Source organism: Nonomuraea sp. NPDC046570, from assembly GCF_040645915.1.
In the GTDB taxonomy this organism is placed as follows: Bacteria; Actinomycetota; Actinomycetes; order Streptosporangiales; family Streptosporangiaceae; genus Nonomuraea.
Map to the genome: position 1 here is coordinate 46550 of NZ_JBEYZF010000037.1, position 19270 is coordinate 65819.

General features: G+C 71.0%; 14 protein-coding genes. 4 read left to right on the top strand and 10 right to left on the bottom strand.

Annotated elements, in window-relative coordinates; genetic code table 11:
• The first annotated feature begins 49 nt into the window (after positions 1-49).
• Positions 50-1027, top strand: coding sequence for a helix-turn-helix domain-containing protein (locus ABZ911_RS36260; RefSeq protein ID WP_358066749.1), 978 nt, complete (start codon positions 50-52; stop codon positions 1025-1027).
• Here the strand turns inward: ABZ911_RS36260 and ABZ911_RS36265 are convergent.
• From ABZ911_RS36265 to ABZ911_RS36285, 5 genes are all read right to left on the bottom strand, one after another.
• Entirely contained in the window at positions 1024-1866 is an 843-nt protein-coding gene (locus ABZ911_RS36265) for a carbohydrate ABC transporter permease (RefSeq protein ID WP_358066752.1), read from the bottom strand. The two genes, ABZ911_RS36260 and ABZ911_RS36265, sit on opposite strands and share 4 nt — an antisense overlap.
• A complete protein-coding gene (locus ABZ911_RS36270) occupies positions 1863-2744 on the bottom strand; it encodes a sugar ABC transporter permease (RefSeq protein ID WP_358066755.1) in 882 nt (293 codons plus the stop codon). Before ABZ911_RS36270 ends, ABZ911_RS36265 begins: the two co-directional genes overlap by 4 nt.
• Positions 2745-2781: 37 nt before the next feature.
• Positions 2782-4080, bottom strand: a complete 1299-nt coding sequence (locus ABZ911_RS36275) for an ABC transporter substrate-binding protein (RefSeq protein WP_358066758.1) — start codon at positions 4078-4080, stop codon at positions 2782-2784.
• 135 nt (positions 4081-4215) lie between these two features.
• The gene (locus tag ABZ911_RS36280; RefSeq protein WP_358066760.1) at positions 4216-5001 is read right to left on the bottom strand and encodes an AMP-binding protein; all 786 of its coding nucleotides are present in this window, start codon (positions 4999-5001) and stop codon (positions 4216-4218) included.
• 395 nt (positions 5002-5396) lie between these two features.
• Entirely contained in the window at positions 5397-7853 is a 2457-nt protein-coding gene (locus ABZ911_RS36285; RefSeq protein WP_358066763.1) for a LuxR C-terminal-related transcriptional regulator, read from the bottom strand.
• A gap of 88 nt (positions 7854-7941) precedes the next feature.
• On the opposite strand from ABZ911_RS36285, the gene ABZ911_RS36290 reads away from it, so the two are divergent.
• A complete protein-coding gene (locus tag ABZ911_RS36290) occupies positions 7942-9810 on the top strand; it encodes an ABC transporter ATP-binding protein (RefSeq protein ID WP_358066766.1) in 1869 nt (622 codons plus the stop codon).
• Here the strand turns inward: ABZ911_RS36290 and ABZ911_RS36295 are convergent.
• From ABZ911_RS36295 to ABZ911_RS36315, 5 genes are all read right to left on the bottom strand, one after another.
• Positions 9749-10840, bottom strand: coding sequence for a hypothetical protein (locus ABZ911_RS36295; RefSeq protein WP_358066769.1), 1092 nt, complete (start codon positions 10838-10840; stop codon positions 9749-9751). The two genes, ABZ911_RS36290 and ABZ911_RS36295, sit on opposite strands and share 62 nt — an antisense overlap.
• Before the next feature lie 77 nt (positions 10841-10917).
• Positions 10918-12372: a penicillin-binding protein 2 gene (locus tag ABZ911_RS36300; RefSeq protein WP_358066772.1), complete on the bottom strand. Its 1455-nt coding sequence runs from the start codon at positions 12370-12372 to the stop codon at positions 10918-10920.
• A gap of 36 nt (positions 12373-12408) precedes the next feature.
• Positions 12409-12768, bottom strand: coding sequence for a MerR family transcriptional regulator (locus ABZ911_RS36305; RefSeq protein ID WP_358066775.1), 360 nt, complete (start codon positions 12766-12768; stop codon positions 12409-12411).
• A gap of 40 nt (positions 12769-12808) precedes the next feature.
• Complete coding sequence (locus ABZ911_RS36310) at positions 12809-13447, bottom strand: TetR family transcriptional regulator (protein ID WP_358066778.1); 639 nt, start codon at positions 13445-13447, stop codon at positions 12809-12811.
• A gap of 54 nt (positions 13448-13501) precedes the next feature.
• The gene (locus ABZ911_RS36315) at positions 13502-14401 is read right to left on the bottom strand and encodes a hypothetical protein (RefSeq protein ID WP_358066781.1); all 900 of its coding nucleotides are present in this window, start codon (positions 14399-14401) and stop codon (positions 13502-13504) included.
• A gap of 201 nt (positions 14402-14602) precedes the next feature.
• On the opposite strand from ABZ911_RS36315, the gene ABZ911_RS36320 reads away from it, so the two are divergent.
• Positions 14603-17626, top strand: a complete 3024-nt coding sequence (locus ABZ911_RS36320) for a M14 family zinc carboxypeptidase (protein ID WP_358066784.1) — start codon at positions 14603-14605, stop codon at positions 17624-17626.
• A 111-nt stretch (positions 17627-17737) separates the two neighbouring features.
• A complete protein-coding gene (locus ABZ911_RS36325; protein ID WP_358066787.1) occupies positions 17738-19171 on the top strand; it encodes an aldehyde dehydrogenase in 1434 nt (477 codons plus the stop codon).
• The last annotated feature ends 99 nt before the right edge of the window (positions 19172-19270 follow it).

The following is a 19270-nucleotide window of genomic DNA, read 5'->3' on the forward strand; positions in this document are numbered from 1 at the left end:
CGGGCACGCCCCGGCTAAGCTTTCGGAAATAGGCGAAAGGTCGTGAAATATGACCACGATTGAGGTCAGCCTGCAGGATGTCGCGGCCAGCCGCTTCGCCATCTCGCCGCTCATCGAGACGATGCACGCGCTGTGGGTGCTGGCGGGCAAGCACGAAGCGGGGGTGCACCGCCGGTTCGTGGAGCGGTGGCGGGAGCCGTACCGGGGGCTCGAACGGGGGTTTCCCGGGTTGCGGGCGGCGCTGGCGATCTCCGGGAATCGGGGGAACGCGAACGTGGACTTCATCGCGCCGCCGCCGACCGGGGTGAACGTGCCGTTCGAGCTGGAGCTGGCCGCCGTGCGGGCCACCCCGGTCGAGCGGGCGCACGAGGAGGTCCGCCGGGTGCTGGCCGAGCTGCCGCGCGTGCCCGAGGCGACCAGGCGGACGCTGCTCGGGGACGAGGTCGTGCGGCTGGTGGCCGACGGCTTCGAGGCGCTGTGGGAGGAGATCGTCTCCACGGCGTGGCCGCGCTTCCGCGCCGTGCTGGAGCGGGACGTGGTGCAGCGGGCCGGGCGGCTGGCGACGTTCGGCTGGGCCGCCGCGCTGGACGATCTCAGCTCGCAGGTGCGCTGGCGGGACGGCGTGATCGAGCTGCGCCTCAGCGCCGGAGGGCGGCACCGGCCCGGCGGGCGCGGGCTGCTGTTCGTGCCGACCGTGTTCGGGGCCCGGCTGGGCGCCTATCTGAACCAGGCCTGGCCGTACGCGCTGGTCTATCCCGCGCGCGGGGTCGGCGCCATGCCGCACCCCGGCGGCGAGGGGCTGCGGCGGCTGATCGGCCGCACCCGGGCGCGCCTGCTCGCTGAGCTGGCCGAGCCCGCGACCACCACCCAGCTCGCCGCGCTGCTCGGCCAGAGCCTCGGCACCGTCGGCGGCCACCTCGCGGCCCTGCGGGCGGCGGGCCTGATCCTGGGCACCCGCACCGGCCGCAGCGTCCTGTACGCCCGCACCCCGCTGGGCGACGCCCTGGCCACGGGCGTCGCCCCCTAACCTTTCAGCGCCCCCGCCATCAGCCCGCGCATGAAGAAGCGCCCCAGGAACAGGTAGATGAGCATGGTGGGGATCGAGGACAGCAGCGCCGCCGCCATCTGCTGACTGTACGGCGTGGCCTGCGCCCCCGCGATGTTGTTCAGCAGCACGGTGGCCGGCCAGCTCTGCGGCCCGGTGAGGAAGACCGCGAACAGGAAGTCGTTCCACAGCGAGGTGAACTGCCAGATGATCACGACCGCGATCGCCGGCCCGGAGACCGGCAGCACGATCGACCGGTACACCCGGATCAGCCCGGCCCCGTCCACCCGCGCCGCCTCGATCAGCTCGTCGGGGATCGTCACGTAGTAGTTGCGGAAGATCAGCGTGCAGATCGGGATGCCGTAGACCACATGCGCCAGAATCAGCCCGGGGATGCCGCCGTAGAACACGCCCTGCAGCCCGGTCACCTCGTTGAGGTTCACCAGGAGCCGCACCAGCGGGATCATCACCCCCTGGTAGGGGATGAACATGCCGAACAGGAACAGGGTGAACAGCAGGTCGGCGCCGGGGAAGCGCCATTTCGACAGCACATAGCCGTTCAGCGAGCCGAGTGCGCACGACAGCAGCGCGCCGGGCACGGCCAGCAGGACGCTGTTCAGCAGGCCGGGCGAGAGCTTCTCCCACGCCACCCGCCACGCCTCCAGCGTCCAGGTGGCGGGCAGGTTCCACGCCTGGCCGGGCGAGGCCTCGCTCAGCGGCTTGAAGCTGGTGACCAGCAGCACGTAGACCGGGATCAGGAAGACCAGCACGAAGGCGATCAGCAGCGCGAACCTGACCCACGACACCGCCCGCGCGCTCACCGGCGCCGCTCCCTGCGCACCGACCAGATCAGGTAGGGGATCACGAAGACCGCCACGCTCAGCACGATGTACGACGCGATGGTGGCCCCCTTGGCCGGGTCGTGGGAGTCGAAGACCGCCACCCACATGAACACGGCGGGCACGTCGGTGATGATCTGCTTGCCGGACACCGCGACGATGAGGTCGAAGACCTTGAGCGAGATGTGGCCGAGGATGATCAGCGCGGTCAGCGTGACCGGGCGCAGCAGCGGCAGCACGATGTGGCGGTAGACCCCCCACTCGGTGCAGCCGTCCACCCGGGCCGCCTCCCGCAACTCCTCGGGCACGCCCCGGAACCCCGCCAGAAACAACGCCATGACATATCCGGACATTTGCCAGATTGCTGGGATGGCCATTGCGGCCATGCCCCAGTCGGGATTCCTGAACCACTCCCACTGGGGCAGGCCGATCACATCGAACAGCCGGTTCAGGCCGACCGCCCGCTCGTCCTGCCCCGAGTTCATCAGCCAGCGCCAGACGATCCCGGTCGCGACGAACGAGATCGCCATCGGGAACAGGTAGATCGCCCGGAAGGTGCCCTCGCCCCTGATCCCCTTCTCCATCAGGAAGGCCAGCAGCCAGCCCAGCACCAGCGCGCCGAGCACGAACACGACGGTGAACAGCACGGCGTGCTGCACCGACAGGTGCCACCGGGGCTGGTCCCAGATGCCGACGAAGTTGTCCAGGCCGACGAACGTCCCTTCGCTCAGCTCGTCGTGCTGGTCGGTCATGGCCAGGCGGAGGTTCCAGCCGAGCATGCCGTACACGAACACGCCGATCGCCACGATCGACGGGGCCACCAGCAGCAGGCCCGGCAGCCAGGCGCGGACCCGCCTCACGCCCCCTCCAGGGGGTGTGAGGCGAGGGTGACGAGCGTCACTGCGTGTTGGCCTTGGCCGCGTCGGCCAGCGCGGTCTGCAGGGCGGCCACGTCCTTGGTGCCCAGGAACAGGCCGACCGCCTCGTTGATCGAGGCCAGCCACGGCTGGTTCACGCTCACGCCGTGCTGGATGGACCCGGCCAGCTTGTCGCCGCCCCAGTCCTTCAGCGAGTCGGCGAGGTAGTCGGTGTAGAGCGAGGTGTCGGCGTCCTTGCGCGCGGGGATCGAGCCCTTCTTCGGGTTGAAGGCGTCCTGCCCCTCCTTGCTCGCCGCGACCTTCAGCCAGGCCACCGCCCCGTCCCGGTTCTTGGCGCCCTTGGGCAGCGTGAAGCTGTCCGACAGCCACAGGAACGTGCCCTCGGTGCCCGGCGACGGCGCCCAGTCGAAGTCCGTCTTCGACTGCTTGCCCAGGCCGCCCTCCGGCGGGTTGTGGAAGTAGCCGTAGGCCCAGTCGCCCATGATGTTGAAGGCCGCCTCGCCGTTGGCCACCTGCTGGGCGGCCGGCTGCCAGTCGTCCTGCGGGTCGCCGGCGAAGGACATGATCGTCTTGAAGCTGTCCAGCGCCTTGGTCACCGCGGGGTCGGCCCAGTTGGCGCCGGGCTTGAACAGCCCGTTGTAGGCGTCGGTGCCGAGCGAGCCGAGCAGCACGCTCTCCATCAGGTGGGTGACCGTCCACTCCGAGCCGATCGAGAGCGGGATCTTGCCCTTGGCCTTCACCTTGCCCAGCGCCGCGATGAACTCCTCGATCGTCTTGGGCGCTCCCGCGACCCCCGCCTCCTTCAGCACGGCGGGGTTGAACCACAGCACGTTCGAGCGGTGGATGTTCACCGGCACGGAGTAGATCTGGCCGCCGGTGCTGATCTGCTCGACGAGCTGGGCCGGGAAGACGTCCCTGAGCTTGAGTTCGTCGTACAGGGAGTTCAGCGGCTCCAGGTCACCGGCCTTGATGTAGCCCTGCAGCTCGGCGCCCGCGTGCCCCTGGAAGCTGTCGGGCGGGGTCTTGGCCTGCAGCTTCGACTGCAGGACGGCCTTGGCCTTGTCGCCCGACCCGCCCGCGACCGCCGCGTCGAAGAAGGTCAGGTTCGGGTTCTCCCGCTCGAAGATCGCCCGCATCGCCTTGAGGCCGTCGGCCTCGCCGGGGCCCGTCCACCAGGAGAAGACCTCGACCTGTTTCTTGGCGTCGCCCCCGCCGCCGGAGGCTTTGTCCGTGGGCGTGCCGCCCCCGCCTCCGCAGGCGGTCAGGCCGAGCACGCTCGTCATGGTGATCGCGACGGTCACCAGCCATCGTCGTCGCATCTCGCACCGTCCTTTTCCGACCCCCGAGACCGATTTGACAACGTTGTCAGTAGGGCCATCAACGCATTCCGCCCACAGGGGCGTCAAGGCGTGGGTGGTAACAGCTCGGCATAGCCGGGGAGCGCTCTCTCCGGCTCAGAGCCGCTCGATCGACCCGTCGGGCAGCGCGGTGACGGTGATCCCGAAGTCGTGCACGGTGGCCGGCAGGTCGGCCAGGCCCAGCCCGTGGGCGGCCACCACCAGCGCTCCCCTGGCGACGGCCAGGCCGATGAGCGCCACCAGGTCGTAGCCGCCGTCCGGCGGCCAGGTCACCAGCAGCACGTCCGCCTCGGTGAGCCGGGCCGGGACGTCCAGCTCGGCCATCCTGGCGAGCACCGCCCGGTGGGTGAGCGGGACGCCGCCCGCGGTCACCACGGCCTGCTGGGTCCGGGGGTCGATGGACGGCAGCGAGGCGGGCTCCAGCCCGAACAGGTCGGCGAAGTCGATGGTGTCCAGCGCGTCGCCGAACGACAGCACCTGCCTGACCCTGGACTGGTCGGCCGCCCGGACCGCCGTGTCGGCCAGGTCCGAGGTGGTGATCAGCATCCGCGCGTCCCAGCCGTTCAGCAGCTCGGCCACCCGCTCCGGCGGCAGCGCCGGGTCGACGGGCGCCGCCACACCCCCGGCCGCCAGCACCGTGTGCACGGCCAGGGTCTGCGCGCAGGCCGTGCTGACCAGCACGCCCACCACCTGGTCGCGCCTGGCGCCCCTGCGCACCAGCCCCGAGGCCGCCACGGTCACCTCGGTGACCAGCTTGCGGTAGCCGTACACCAGGCCGCCGCGCAGGTCGATGAGGGCGGGGCGGTCGCCTCGGTCGTAGGCCCCGCCGAACACCTCGCGGATCACGGTGCCTGTGGCCGACGGGGTGGGTGTCGGCGTCATACCGCAGACGGTATGCCCGGCCCGTGGGACACAGCATCCCCCGATGTATGTAGAGCGATGTGTATTCATCGAGGGCTCTCCCATGGTTGGGCGGGCCCGAGCCCTGCGCGGCTCGAGCCCGCTGTCGCGCACCCGTGCACGAACCCCCACCCCTCCGAGGAGATCCGGCGAGCGAGGTACGCGACGTCCCCGAAGGACCGGCCGGTAACGCGGCCTCAGGCGTGAGCGCCCCTGAGGTCTGGGGACGAGGTCTGCGCCGCCGGTCGATCACATCGAGAACGCTAGGCGGGCGACCGGCCGCGCGCATGCGCCGAGATGGCCATTCGAGGGTGTATACGCGACGGGCGGGGATGTGTAGGCGGGCGCGCCCCGGCCCGCCACCTGTGTACGCCGTGCTATCCGCGTGGCCCGCCCACATGCTCGATCACCCAGGCCGCCACCTGGATCCGGGAGGTGAATCCGAGCTTGGCCAGGATGTTGGACACGTGCCTGGCCACCGTGGCCGGGCTGATCACCAGTTCGTCGGCCAGCGCCCGGTTGGACAGGCCGCGGGCGATCAGCGCGGCGATCTCGCGCTCCCGCTCGGTGAGCACCCCCGCCGGGGCGGCCCGAACCGGCTCCGCCAGCGGCGGCACCGGCCTGCCCGAGGGGGGATCGGACAGGGCGTACTCCACCGTCCTGGCCCACGGCAGGGTCACCCCCTCGCTCCACAGCCGTGCCACCATCGGCTCGCCCAGCTCCCTCCGGGCCGCCGCGGTGATCGCCTCGGCGCGGGTGCCCACCCCGGCCCCTTCGGCCACCCCCATCCGCTGCCGCAGCGCGGCGGAGGCTCCCGCCAGCCGTACGGCACGGCAGTGGTCGCCCTCCAGGCAGGCCAGTTCGGCGAAGGCGCCGACCAGTTCCACGGCGGTGGCCCGGCGCCCGAGGCCGCTGCTGAGGCTCAGGCTCTCGGCCAGCCTGGCGCGGGCGGTCTCGACGTCGCCCAGCTCGATCGCGATGCGGCCGAGGCCGTTGAGGCAGCGGATGCGCTCGCCCCGGTAGTCGAGCGTGTCCAGCAGCCTCTGGGCGTGCTCGTAGTGGTCCATGGCGGCGGCCAGGTCACCCCGGCCGTGGGCCAGCTCGGCCAGGCCGATGATCGCCATCGCCATGCCCCAGTCGTTGGCGTCGCGCTGGTTGTCCAGCAGCAGGAGGTAGCCGCGCTCGGCCTCGCGCAGCCGCCCGGCGAGCTGGGCGCGCATGGCCTGCGCGTACAGGGCGAACGCCTCCAGGTAGCCGTCGTCCGCCTCGCGGGCCAGCTCGAAGGCCCGGCGCAGCGACTCCTCGGCGCCGCGCGGCTCGAACATGGACAGCACGATCAGCGCCAGCCCCTCGCCCGTCCGGTTGCCGCCGAGCCTCGACAGGCTCAGCGACCTGGTGGCCAGCTCGACCACCGGCCCGGCGTCTCCGCCGAAGTAGCACAGCGCCGCGCGCAGCGCCAACGCCTCTCCGACGAGTCCGGGCGGCGCCGCGGCGGCGTTCTCCAGCAGCCGGTCGAGCAGCCGGACGTACTCGTCGAACCGGCCGCCGCTGATGATCGCCCAGTGCAGGTCGGTGCAGACCCGCAGCCCGCGCTCGATCTGGCCGGTCGCGATCGCGTAGCCCATCGCGGCGTAGAGGTTGGGCTGCATCGCGTCGATGATCGACATCTGCCGGCACACCTCGGGCCAGGTCGAGCGCGACCGCTGGGCGATCAGCTCGCCACCGTGCGCGGCCATCTCGCACAGGCAGAGCAGGTGCCGCTGGCGCAGGCCGTCGTCGCCCGCGCCGGGCGGCAGCAACTGCCTGGCGTAGTCGCGGACGGTCTCCAGCATCCGGTAGCGGACCTCCTCGCCGATGAGTTCGTCGGCCAGCACCAGGGACTTGTCGACCAGCTCGGTCAGCGTCTGCAGGACCTGCTCCACGCGCAGCCCGGGGGACGTGCACACCCGCTCGGCCATGCCGAGGGTCCAGCCGCCACGGAAGACCGTCAGCCGCCGCAGCAGCAGTTGCTGCGGGCCGGTGAGCATGCGGTAGCTCCACTCCACCGTGGCCAGCAGGGTGCGCTGGCGGGCGGGAGCCGTACGCGCCCCGTTGGTCAGCAGGTGGAAGCGGTCGCAGAGCCGGGCCGTGATCTGCTCGACCGACAGCACCCTGGTCATCGCCGCGGCCAGCTCGATGGCCAGCGGGATGCCCTCCAGCGCCGCGCAGAGCGCGGCCACCGCCTCGCCGTCGGCGCCGTTCCAGCGGGCGTCGGGCCTGGCCGCGCCGGCCCGGTCGACGAACAGGCGCACCGCGTCGCTGCGCGCGTCGGCGGTCGCGGTGACCGAGAGCGGCGGCACCCGCCACACCGTCTCCCCCTGCACCCGCAGCGGCTCGCGGCTGGTGGCCAGCAGCCGCAGCTCGGGACAGGAGGCGAGCAGCCGCGCGCACAGCCGCGCGCACTCGTCGATCAGATGCTCGCAGTTGTCCACCACGACCAGCTGCCGCCCGCAGGCCAGCGCCGACACCACCGCCTGGGTGGCGTCCACCGCGCCGTAGGCGGTCACGCCGAGCGCCATCGCCACATGCTCGGCGAGCCGGCCGCCGCTGTCGACGTCGGCCAGCTCGACCAGCCAGACGCCGTCGGCGAACGTGGCGGCGGCCTCGCGGGCCACCCGTAGCGCCAGCCGCGTCTTGCCGATCCCGCCCGAGCCGCACAGCGTCACGGCGCGGGCCGCCGCGAGTAGGTCGAGGAGCTCGCCGACGTCGGACGCGCGCCCGATGAACGCGTTGGCCTCCACCGGGAGGTTGCTCGGCGCGTTCACGGTGCCTGAGTGGATCTGACGTTGGAGCATCACTCGAAGTGTTCCACCGATCACCGTCCGCCGCATGGCGTACTCACACCCCTGGAGATTTGTCGGTGACTCAGCTCACACTGCAGTCATGGCGGACGCGGAAGAACCACTCGAACTAGGCGAGCTATCCATCTCCGACTGGTACGCGCACACCGACAAGCTGACCGAGGTCGGCTTCCTGACGATCGCCCGGCGGCTGCCCGCTCTGGTCGGCCAGGCCCTGCGCCTGGCCTGGCGGGCCAGCCCCCGCGACACCGTGGCCACCGTGGCGCTCAACCTGCTCGGCGGCGTGTTCACCGCCTTCGGCCTGCTGGCCACCACCGGCGTGCTCTACGCGCTGTTCAGCGAGGGGCCGACCGCCGAGCGGGTCACGGCGGCGCTGCCCAGCCTGATCCTGGTCGCCGCCGCGGCGGTGCTGCGCACCACCACCCAGGCGGCCGCGGGCTGGGCGCAGTCCCGCCTCGACCCGCAGGTCTCCCGCGTCATCGAGGAGCGGCTGTACGGCCTGACCAGCCTCGTCGACCTAGCCTCCTACGACGACTCAGAGTTCCACGACGCCCTCCAGCGGGCCAGGACGCGCGGGGTGTCCATGGCCGACGCCGTCGTGGCCACCGCGATCAACGTGCTGACCGCGCTCATCGGCATCGTGGCCGTGGCCGGCGTGCTCGGCGTGCTCCATCCGGTGCTGCTGCCGCTGCTGGTGCTCGCCGTCCTCCCCGACGCGTGGGCCGCCGTGCGCACGGCCAAGATGCGCTACTCCACCCTGTACGCCCTCATCCCGGTCAGCCGCCGCAAGTGGATCATCTCCGAGCTGCTGGCCGAGCGCAGGGCCGCCGCCGAGGTGCGCTCGTTCACCATGCGCGGATTCCTGCTGCGGATGTACGACGCGGTCGCCCGGGCCGAGCAGGAGGTGCTGCTCAGGCTGGCCAGGCGGCAGACGTTCGCCAGGCTGGTCGGCGAGGCGCTCGGCGGGCTCGGCACCGGCCTGGTCTACGTCGCGCTCGGCCTGCTGCTTGCGGCCGGGGCCGTGCCGCTGGCGGTCGCGGGCACCGCCGTACTGGCGATCAGGTCGGCGCAGACCTCGCTCGCCAACCTGATGTACGCCACCAACCGCCTCTACGAGGAGGGCCTGTACTTCACCGACTTCCTGGACTTCTGCGCCGGGGCCGAGCGGCGCCTGGCCGCGCCGCGTCCCGCCGCGGCGCCCGCCGACTTCGAGCTGATCAGGGCCGGGGACATCACCTTCACCTACCCCGGCAACGAGAACCCCGCGCTGCGCGGGGTGAGCATCGAGATCGGCAAGGGCGAGGTGGTCGCCTTCGTCGGCGAGAACGGCTCCGGCAAGACCACCCTGGCCAAGATCCTGTCCGGCCTGTACGAACCCGACAGCGGCACCGTCACCTGGGACGACCTCGACCTGCGCCTGGTCCCTCCCGAGGCGATGCGCCTGAACACCGCCGTCATCGCCCAGGACCACACCCGCTGGCCGCTGACCGCCCGCTACAACATCACCATGGGCACCGACAAGGGCGAGGCGGCGCTGGTCTCGGCCGCCGAGGTGGCCGGCGCCGACGAGGTCGTGGCCGAACTCCCGTACGGCTACCGCACACTCCTGGACCGGCGCTTCAAGGACGGCCAGGAGCTGTCCGGCGGCCAGTGGCAGCGCATCGCCGTGGCCCGCGGCTTCCACCGGGACGCGCCGCTGCTCATCTGCGACGAGCCGACCGCCGCCCTCGACGCCAGGGCCGAGCACGCCCTGTTCGAGCGCATCCGGGCGCACTCCGACGGGCGCACCGTCCTGCTGATCACCCACCGGCTGGCGAGCGTCCGCTACGCCGACCGCATCTACGTGCTGGACCACGGCAAGGTCGTCGAGGAGGGCACCCACGAGCAGCTCATGACCTTAGACGGCCTGTACGCCGACCTGTACTCGCTGCAGGCGTCGGCCTACCGCTGAGCCCGGCCAGGCCGGCCACCTGGGCCAGTGCGGCGAGGGCCAGGGTGAGGGTGAGGGCGGGCGGCTGCCACCAGGGCCGGGCCTCGCTGAAGCCGCTCTGGTCGTCGGAGAGGACGTACGGGCTGATCGCGTTGAACCTCCAGGCGGCGTACAGCGCGAGGAGGTAGAGCGCGGTGAGCACGCCCGCCGACGTCAGCGCACCCGACCCCGCACCGGCCGGGGTCCCGCGGCGGGCGCGCCGGGCGCACCAGGTCAGCAGGAGGGCGAGCAAGCCGAGGATGGTGGTGAACACCGTCGTCGCCGTGTTCGCCGACCCGGCCGTCATCCGGACCGACCAGCCGCCGCCCGCCGCGTCCCCGGCGACCCAGATCGCGGCGTAGCCGACCAGCGCGTAGACCGCGACGAAGGCGGGCCCGAGCTGGGCCAGGACCGCGGCACGGGCCGAGGTGCCCTCCTCTGGCGTCGGCCGTCGTACCCAGATGGTCGTCGTTCGTCCGGCTATCAGGACCATGGCGGTGATCTGGGCTGTGGCCGCCGCCGTGAGGGTGACGGCGAGGGCGGGGGCGAACCAGGGCGGTGTGGCCGCGTCCATGTCGAACGGCACCTCGGATAGGAGGGCGTCAGCTCCTTGCACGCGCTCGAAGCTGCTGATGGGGTCGCCGAAATAGGCGACTGTGAGGCCGAGCAGGTAGGCGGTGCCGATCACGCCGGCCAGGAGGGGGAGCGCGGCGGGACGGCGGCGGACGCCTCGCCGTACCAGCGAGGCGAGCGTGCCGAGGAGCAGGGCTGCGGCGGCGAACCCGAGCGCGATGAGCGCGGCCCGCTCCAGGGCGACTCCGGCGAACTGCCGCAGCGCCTCCGGCACGTCCTCCGCGTTCACCACCACCGGGGCGTACGGCAGGGCCGCGTCGGTCGCGGCGACGGCGACGACGTTGATCACCCCGACGACTAACCCGATCGGAACCACGGACCACAGCAGAACGACAGCGCAGCGAACCTGCCAGGGCGGCACGGAGGCCGTTTCGGTCATACCTGGTTGGATGCCCGTGATCCCTATCCGGTTCTCCCAAACCGGCACCAACCTCGCCCGCCCGCGCGACCGGGCGCTCAGCTCAGCGCGGCCTGCAGGATGGCGCGAGCGATCGGGGCGGCGACGTCGCCGCCGAAGCCGGCGTGTTCGACCAGCACGCCGACGGCCACCCGGGGGGCGTCCGCGGGGGCGAAGGCGGTGAAGACTGCGTGGTCCTCCGCGCCGGCGACGGTCTCCGAGGTGCCGGACTTGGCGGCGACCGCGATCCCGGGGATGGCCGCCGCCGTCCCGGTGCCGCCCGGCTGGGTGACGGCGACCATCATGGCGGTGAGCTGGTTGGCCACATCGGCTCCCATGGTGGCGCGGTACTCGGCGGGTTCGGCGCGCTGGATCGTCGAGCCGTCCGCCAGCCGTACCTCCTCCACCAGGTAGGGGCGCATCAGCGTCCCGTCGTTGGCCACGGCCGCCGACAGCAGGGCGATCTGCAGCGGGGTGGCCCGGTCGTCGTGCTGGCCGATGGCCGACATGGCGGTCTGCGCCTGGTCCAGGCCGCTGGGGTAGACGCTCCTGGAGACCGGCAGCGGCACGGCGAGGTCGTCGGTGTTGAAGCCGAACGCCTCCGCCTGCCGCCCCAGGACGTTCTGGCCGAGGGCGAGGCCGAGACCGGCGAAGGTGGTGTTGCAGGAGACCTGGAAGGCGTAGGCGAGGGACGGCCGCCCGTCGCCGCACGACTCGCCGCCGGAGTTCCGCAGGTAGGTGGCGGTGCCGGGCAGCAGCATCCGGGCGGGCGAGGCGACGTGGGTGGAGGAGACGTGGTGGCCTGCGGCCAGCGCCGCCGCGGCCGTGACGATCTTGAAGGTGGAGCCGGGCGGGTAGTTCTGGTTGAGCGCCCGGTTCAGCAGCGGGTGGGCGGGGTCCGCGCGCAGCCGCCGGTCCGCCCTGGTCAACTGGTCGGCGTCGAAGGTGGTGTAGCGGTTCGGGTCGAAGGACGGGTAGGACGCCAGCGCCAGGATCGCGCCCGTCGCCGGGTCGATCGCGACGGCGGCGCCCCGGCTGCCGGTGCCGCGCAGGGCCTCGTAGGCGGCCCGCTGGGCGTCGGCGTCGATGGTGAGCCGGACGTCCGCGCCGTCCACGGTGCCGTCCCTGACCAGCGAGCGGACCCGCACCTTCGGGTCTTCGCCGGACAGCCGGGCGTCCTCGGCCTGCTCGATCCCGGTCACGCCGTAGAGCGAGACGTAGCCGGTGACGGGCGCGTACAGCTCCCCTTCCGGGTACCGCCTGCGGTACTCGAAGCGTCCCGGCGCCCGGCGGCTCCTGGCGATCACCGTGCCGTCGCGGGTGAGGATGTCGCCGCGCGGGTGGTCGAACCTGGCGATCAGCAGGCGTTGGTTGCGCGGGTCGGCCAGCAGACCGGCGGACCGGAAGCCCTGGATGTAGGTGATGTTGGCGAGCACCGCGAACATCATCGCGGCGCACAGCACAGCGACGCGGCGCAGCGGGATGTTGATCCGTTTCGCCCTGGGACCGGCCATGGCCATTGGTCTAACAGCCGGCCGCCCAAGCGCCGGTCAGGCCACGCTTCGGTAGTAGGCAATCTTGTTGTGGATGTAGCGCTGGCGCTCGATCAGGTTGGCGATCTGATCCTGGACCCTGCGGTCGTGCTCCTCCAGCAGCGCGGCCCGTTCGGCCATGTTGTGGTCGCCCTGGCGGACGAGCTGGGCGAAGCGAAGCATCTCCGCGATGGGCATCCCGGTGTCGCGCAGGCAGCGGATGGTGCCGAGCCAGCCGACGTCCTGCTCGGTGAACCTACGCTGGCCCGAGGCGTTGCGCCCGACCGGTTCGAGCAGGCCGATCTTCTCGTAGTAGCGGAGGGTGTCGAGGCTGAACCCGGTCTCCTCGACCACTTCGGCAGGGGTGTAGACGCTCACCACGGCAGCATGGCACCTGGAGTGCACTCCAGGTCAACTGTCACAGGAGGTGATCGGCCAGATAGCGCCGGACGAGTCGCTTGCACTCGGCGACCAGCTCGGGGTCGCCGTCGGGGCGTTCGCGGAAGGCCAGCTTGAGCACCGCGTCGGCGGCCTCCACGGCGACCCGCAGCGCCCGGTCGAGCCCCGCGCCGCTTGGGGCGCCCAGCAGGTCGATGGTCAGGGCGCGCAGCCGGTCGGCGACGATGACGTTGTTCTCCAGCGCCGCGTCCAGCATCCGGTCGGTGCCGACCAGGGTCGGGCCGCCGGGGGCCGCGCGCACCTCGCCGAAGTCGACGATCGCGAACCCCGGGGTGGTCTGCTTCATCAGGACGAACTCGTCGATCGCCAGGTCGATCAGGTCGGTCCAGTGGCCCAGGTGGGTCTCGCCGATCCGGGTGCCGATCCTGGACAGGAAGGCGTCGAGGTTGCGCAGCGCCAGGGCGCGCACCAGTCCCTGCTTGTCGGAGAAGAACTGGTAGAAGGTGCCGATCGGCACCTCGGCGCGCCGGGCCACCTCCTTGGTCGTCAGCGAGTCGTAGCCCACCTCGTCGAGCAGGAGCGCGCACTCGTCGAGCATGCGCTCGACCCTTTCCGCGCTGCGGCGCTGGGCCGGGCGGCGGCGAAGCGTACTCGTCATGCCCCCATCCTGGCCTATTCGCCGCCCCAAGGTGAGATCAAGAGCAGGAGCCGGTCAGAACACCGACACGTGCACGTGGTCCCAGTGGTTGGCGGTGGTGCCGCCGCGGTCGGACATCGGGTCCCAGCCGCCGCCGGTACGGATGTCGTAGTAGCGCTGCTTCCAGATGATGTACATGACGCCGAGCCGGTTGCCGTTGTCGATCAGCCACTGCGCCAGGGCGTCGCCGCGGTCCGCGTCGGCGCCCGACGCCATCCGGCCGCCCGAGCTCATCATGAAGTCGCAGGCCCGGCCCTTGCCGTGCTCTCCCGGGTCGCCGGGCCGCAGGCAGCCGTAGTTGTAGGGCATGGGGAAGTTGCGCAGCACCTCGTCGCGCACCGAGATCATGCGCGGGGTCAGTCCGGCGCCGCCGGTCGGGGTCTGGAAGCCGTACTTGGCCAGCAGCTTCTCCACGTCGCGCCGCTTGGCCTTCATCTTGTTGATGTCCTTCTGCAGCGCGTCGACCTTGCCCCTGGCCGCTTTGCGGGCCTTGTCGGCGTTCGCGATCAGCTCCCTGACCTGGTTGAGCCGGTTGGTGCGCTCGTCGCTCAGGTGGGTCATCTTCGCCGCCTGCCCGAGCGCCTTGTCCGGCTCGACGTTGAGGCTGAGCAGCCGGCTGATGTCGAGCGGCCCGGCGATGTAGGTGCTCTGCGCGATCTGGCTGACCTCGGCCTCCGCCCTGGCCAGCTGGGCCTTGAGCGAGGTGGCCCGGTCGGCGGCCTTCTTGGCGGCCAGCCTGGTGTCCTCCAGGCTCTCGATCTTGCCTCGGTAGAGCTTGTTCAGCGCGGCCGCGTCCCTGGTGAGTTTGCGCAGCTTGGCCTGAGTGTCAGGGTCGGCCTCGGCCGCCTGCGGCAGGGGGGTGGCGAGCAGCGCGACGAGGACGGCGGCGAGTACGGCGAAACGGCCGGATCTCACGCTCCCCCTCCCCTCCCTGACGGAGCGACTATAGAAGATGATCTTGATACCTGCCACCCGAACAGAGGAACTCGTGGGCCTTTGGCGAACTATCTACCACTTTGTGATGGTTCTAACAAACGCGCGTAATTAATTGGGCCTTGTCCATGTCATCGCAACGAGCGAGATTCCGATCAACTCGTATCTGCGAAGGGGCAGACCGTGTCTCGACCACTCGCTCTCGTCACGGCCGTCATTCTCGGCCTCTCCACCGTCCTCGTCGCGGGGCAGGCCGCCGCGTCAGAGGACCCGTTACCCCCGGCCGACCGGCTGGAGCTCTACCAACTCGACAGCCCTCTCGGCACCGCGCAGTCCCTCAGGGAGAAGGGCTTCGACGTCGTCCAGCAGGAGATCAAGGGCGACAAGGAGCACGTCGAACTGACCGCGGCGAAGGTAGACCTCGACCGGCTGGCCAAGCTCGGCCACAAACCCGAGCCCGTGCGCAACCCGCAGGGCCAGAGCCAGCTCGAGGCGGCCAAGGCACAGGCCGCCGGAGGCTACACCGTCTGGAAGTCCTACTCTGAGCCGGGCGGCGTCGCCGACCAGCTCAAGAGCATCGCCAACGCCAACAAGGACATCGTCAAGCTGCAGAGCATCGGCAAGACGATCCAGGGCAAGGACATCCTCGCGGTCAAGGTGAGCACCCTGGCCGGGGTGCTGCCCGACGGCATCAAGCCCGCGGTGTTCTACTCCTCCACCCAGCACGCCCGCGAGTGGATCTCGACCGAGGTCAACCTGCGCCTGCTCAAGCACGTCGTGGCCAACAAGAACGCGCTCAAGAGCATGCTGAACCGCACCGAGCTGTGGTTCCTGCCGGTCGCCAACCCCGACGGCTACGACTTCACCTTCACCGAGGGCAACCGCCTGTGGCGCAAGAACCTGCGCGACATCAACGGCGACGGGCAGATCACCAACGGTGACGGCGTCGACCTCAACCGCAACTTCTCGACGAACTTCCACTACGACGAGGAAGGCTCGTCGAGCATCCCGAGCAGCGAGACCTACCGCGGCACCGCCGCGCTCAGCGAGCCCGAGACCAGGGCCATGGACGGCCTGCTCAAGCGCCTGCGCTTCAAGTTCCAGGTGAACTACCACTCCTACGGCGCGCTGCTGCTCTACCCGCTGGGCGTCCAGATCGCCACCGAGACCGCCGACAACCCGGTCTACGAGGCGCTCTCGGGCACCGACGCGAACCCGGCCATCCCCGGCTTCGACCCCGACCTGGGCGCCGAGCTCTACACCACCAACGGCGACACCAACGACCAGGCGCACGCCAAGTACGGCACGCTGTCGTGGACCCCCGAGCTCAACGAGGGCTGCGCGGGCTGCGGCTTCGTCTTCCCCGACGACGAGGCGCTGGTCCAGGCGGAGTTCGAGAAGAACATCCCGTTCGCCCTCGACGTGGCCAAGTCCGCGGTCAACCCGGTCGAACCGGTGAGCCACCTGGGCAACACGACCCCCGACTTCGTGGTCGACGACTTCGAGACCAGCCACGGCAAGAACCAGGTCGTCCAGGTCAACGCCAAGCGCAAGCTCGGCCCCGTGGTCGTGCAGTACAAGGTGAACGGCGGGCCCACGAAGACCGCGCTGACCAGCGAGTGGAAGGGCGGCGAGCGGTACGGCAAGGGCTACGACGGCTACTACCACCGCCTCCGCGGCAAGATCACCGGCACCAAGTCCGGCGACTCGGTCAAGGTCTGGTTCAAGTCGCTGACCCGTACCAGTTCCTCCTTCACCTACAAGGTCGCCGACGACATCGGCGGCAAGGTGCTGGTCCTGGCCACCGAGGACGTCACCGGCCTGAGCCCCGTCCAGGGCGTCACCGAGGCGAAGTACGCCGACGAGTACGTCAAGAGCCTCGCCGAGGCCGGCTACAGCTCCGACGTGTACGACATGGACAAGATGGGCCGCAAGGCCCCGCACCCACTCGGCGTGCTCAGCCACTACCAGGCGGTCGTCTGGGAGACCGGCGACGACATCATCCCGCGCTCGCCCGGCCAGGTCGGCGGCACGCTCTCCAAGGGCGGCGTGGACACCGAGCTCGCGGTCCGCGACTACCTCAACGAGGGCGGCAAGCTGCTGCACGCGGGCAAGTTCGCCGACTACGCCCAGCACGCCAACGGCAGCTACTACTACCAGCCCGACCAGCCGAACCAGCCCGAGTGCGGCCAGCCGTCGGACCCGCCCTGCATCCCCGTCTTCAACGACTTCCAGCAGTACTACCTCGGCGCCTACGTCTACTTCGAGAACGGCGGCACCGACGCGGGCACCGGCAACCCGTTCGCGCTCAAGGGCCTCGGCGGCGCCTTCGAGGGCTACAGCGGCACGCTGGAGCCCAGCCAGAACAGCTCCTACGTGGCGACCTCGGCGATCCTGCCGAAGGCGCAGTTCCCGCTGTTCGCCAGCTCCGCGCAGGTCAAGTGGGACCGCCCCGGCGGCCCGTTCGACCCGCACACCGGTTCCTGGGACGTCTACAGCGGCATCGCCGACGTCTCCTACAAGCGGGTGACCAAGACCGTCGACCTCACCGGGAAGAGCAGCGGCGACCTGTCGTTCTGGGTCTCCCGCGACACCGAGCCCGACTGGGACTTCTTCACCGTCGAGGCGCACACCGTCGGCCAGGACGACTGGACGACGCTGCCCGACGCCAACGGCCACACCAGCCAGTCCGTCGGCCAGACCTGCAGCACCCCCGGCGGGCAGCACTGGCGGGACATCCACCCGTTCACCACCCACTACCAGGGCCCGAACTGCGAGCCCACCGGCAGCACCGGCTCGTGGCACGCCGCCTCGGGCAACTCCTCCGGCTGGCAGGAGTGGAAGATCGACCTGACGCCGTACGCGGGCAAGAAGGTCGAGCTCTCGCTCTCCTACATCAGCGACTGGGCCACCCAGGGCGCCGGCGTCTTCGTGGACGACACCAAGGTGACCCTGGACGGCGCCACGGCCGAGCAGACCTCGTTCGAGGCCGACTTCGGCGGCTGGACCGCGGCCGGGCCGCCCGCGGGCTCGGCGCCCTCGGTCAACAACTGGTTCCGCACCGACCAGGTCTTCGAGGAGGGCGGCGGCATCACCACCGAGGACACCGTCTACCTCGGCTTCGGCGCGGAGGCCCTGACCACCCAGGCCATGCGGACCGACCTGGTGAAGCGCTCCATGCAGCACCTGCTGGGCGCCCAGCCGTAACGCTCGACAGGCCCTGAGGGGTACGGCTCGGGCGAGCCGTATCCCTCTTGCGCGCCCCGGCAGAACATGGTTCGGTTTCCTAGAGTGGAGACCGACAGGAGGCTCGCGAACATGCGCCAGCACGACAAACTGTTCATCGGGGGCGATTGGGTGACCCCGGCGGGCACCCGCACCATCGAGGTCGTCTCCCCGCACACCGAGGAGGTCGTCGGTCGGGTGCCCGACGGCACACCCGCCGACATGGACCGGGCCGTCGCGGCCGCCCGCGAGGCCTTCGACCACGGGCCGTGGCCGCGCCTGACCTTCGCCGAGCGGGCCGAGGCCATCGGTCGGCTGGCGGAGATCTACGCCGCCCGGCAGGCGGACATGGCCGCGCTCATCACCGAGGAGATGGGCTCCCCCATCACCTTCTCCCAGCTCGCCCAGGCCCCGCAGCCGCTGAGCATGCTCCAGTTCTACGCCGAGTACGGCAGGACCTTCGAGCAGGAGGACCAGCGCCCCGGCCTGTTCGGCCCCATCACCGTCAGGCGCGAGCCGGTCGGCGTGGTGGCCGCCGTGGTGCCGTGGAACGTGCCGCAGTTCGTCAGCATGACCAAGATCGCGCCCGCGCTGCTGGCCGGCTGCACGATCGTGCTCAAGCCCGCGCCGGAGACCCCGCTGGACGCCTACCTGCTCGCCGAGATGGTGCTGGAGGCGGGCCTGCCCCCGGGCGTGCTGAACATCGTCCCCGCGGGCCGCGAGACCGGCGAGCACCTGGTCTCCCACCCCGGCGTCGACAAGGTCGCCTTCACGGGCTCCACCGCGGCCGGACGGCGCATCGCGAGCATCTGCGGCGAACAGCTCAAGCGCTACAGCCTGGAACTGGGCGGCAAGTCCGCGGCGATCGTGCTCGACGACGCCGACCTGGCCGCCAGCATGGGGATGCTGGCCATCGCCTCGCTGATGAACAACGGCCAGGCCTGCGTCGCCCAGACCCGCATCCTGGCCTCCCGCAACCGCTACGACGAGGTGCTCGACGCGGTCACCGCGATGGTCTCGTCCCAGCAGGTCGGCGACCCCGCCGACGCCGCGACCGGCATCGGCCCGCTGGTCGCCAAGCGCCAGCAGGAGCGGGTCGAGGGCTACATCAGGATCGGCATGGACGAGGGCGCCAAGGTCGCGATCGGCGGCCTCGACCGCCCCTACGACCGCGGCTGGTACGTCGCCCCCACCGTCTTCTCCGGCGTCACCAACGACATGCGCATCGCCCGCGAGGAGATCTTCGGCCCGGTCCTGGCCGTGATCCCCTACGAGGACGAGGCCGACGCCGTCCGCATCGCCAACGACAGCGACTACGGCCTGTGCGGCACCGTGTGGACCGCCGACGCCGAGCACGGCATGGACATCGCCCGGCAGGTCCGCACCGGCACCTACGGCGTCAACTGCCTGATGCTGGAGGCCAACGCCCCCTTCGGCGGCTACAAGGCCAGCGGCGTGGGCCGGGAGCTCGGCCCCGAGGGCCTCAACGGCTACCTGGAGCTCAAGTCGATCTCCCGCCTGGGCTGAACCTCGCGGTGAAGAGGAACGCCCGTCCTCCTGACAGGTCGGCACCGGTGAGTTCATTCGTGTCGGCGCTTGTGTTGATCATCGCTGGCGGCGTGCCGG

What these genes read in the sequence shown, in the direction of transcription:
- ABZ911_RS36295 (WP_358066769.1), bottom strand. Translation starts at nt 10,840, where the DNA reads ATGACCGAAACGGCCTCCGTGCCGCCCTGGCAGGTTCGCTGCGCTGTC.
- ABZ911_RS36285 (WP_358066763.1), bottom strand. Translation starts at nt 7,853, where the DNA reads ATGCTCCAACGTCAGATCCACTCAGGCACCGTGAACGCGCCGAGCAAC.
- ABZ911_RS36260 (WP_358066749.1), top strand. Translation starts at nt 50, where the DNA reads ATGACCACGATTGAGGTCAGCCTGCAGGATGTCGCGGCCAGCCGCTTC.
- ABZ911_RS36275 (WP_358066758.1), bottom strand. Translation starts at nt 4,080, where the DNA reads ATGCGACGACGATGGCTGGTGACCGTCGCGATCACCATGACGAGCGTG.
- ABZ911_RS36300 (WP_358066772.1), bottom strand. Translation starts at nt 12,372, where the DNA reads ATGGCCGGTCCCAGGGCGAAACGGATCAACATCCCGCTGCGCCGCGTC.
- ABZ911_RS36310 (WP_358066778.1), bottom strand. Translation starts at nt 13,447, where the DNA reads ATGACGAGTACGCTTCGCCGCCGCCCGGCCCAGCGCCGCAGCGCGGAA.
- ABZ911_RS36290 (WP_358066766.1), top strand. Translation starts at nt 7,942, where the DNA reads ATGGCGGACGCGGAAGAACCACTCGAACTAGGCGAGCTATCCATCTCC.
- ABZ911_RS36280 (WP_358066760.1), bottom strand. Translation starts at nt 5,001, where the DNA reads ATGACGCCGACACCCACCCCGTCGGCCACAGGCACCGTGATCCGCGAG.
- ABZ911_RS36325 (WP_358066787.1), top strand. Translation starts at nt 17,738, where the DNA reads ATGCGCCAGCACGACAAACTGTTCATCGGGGGCGATTGGGTGACCCCG.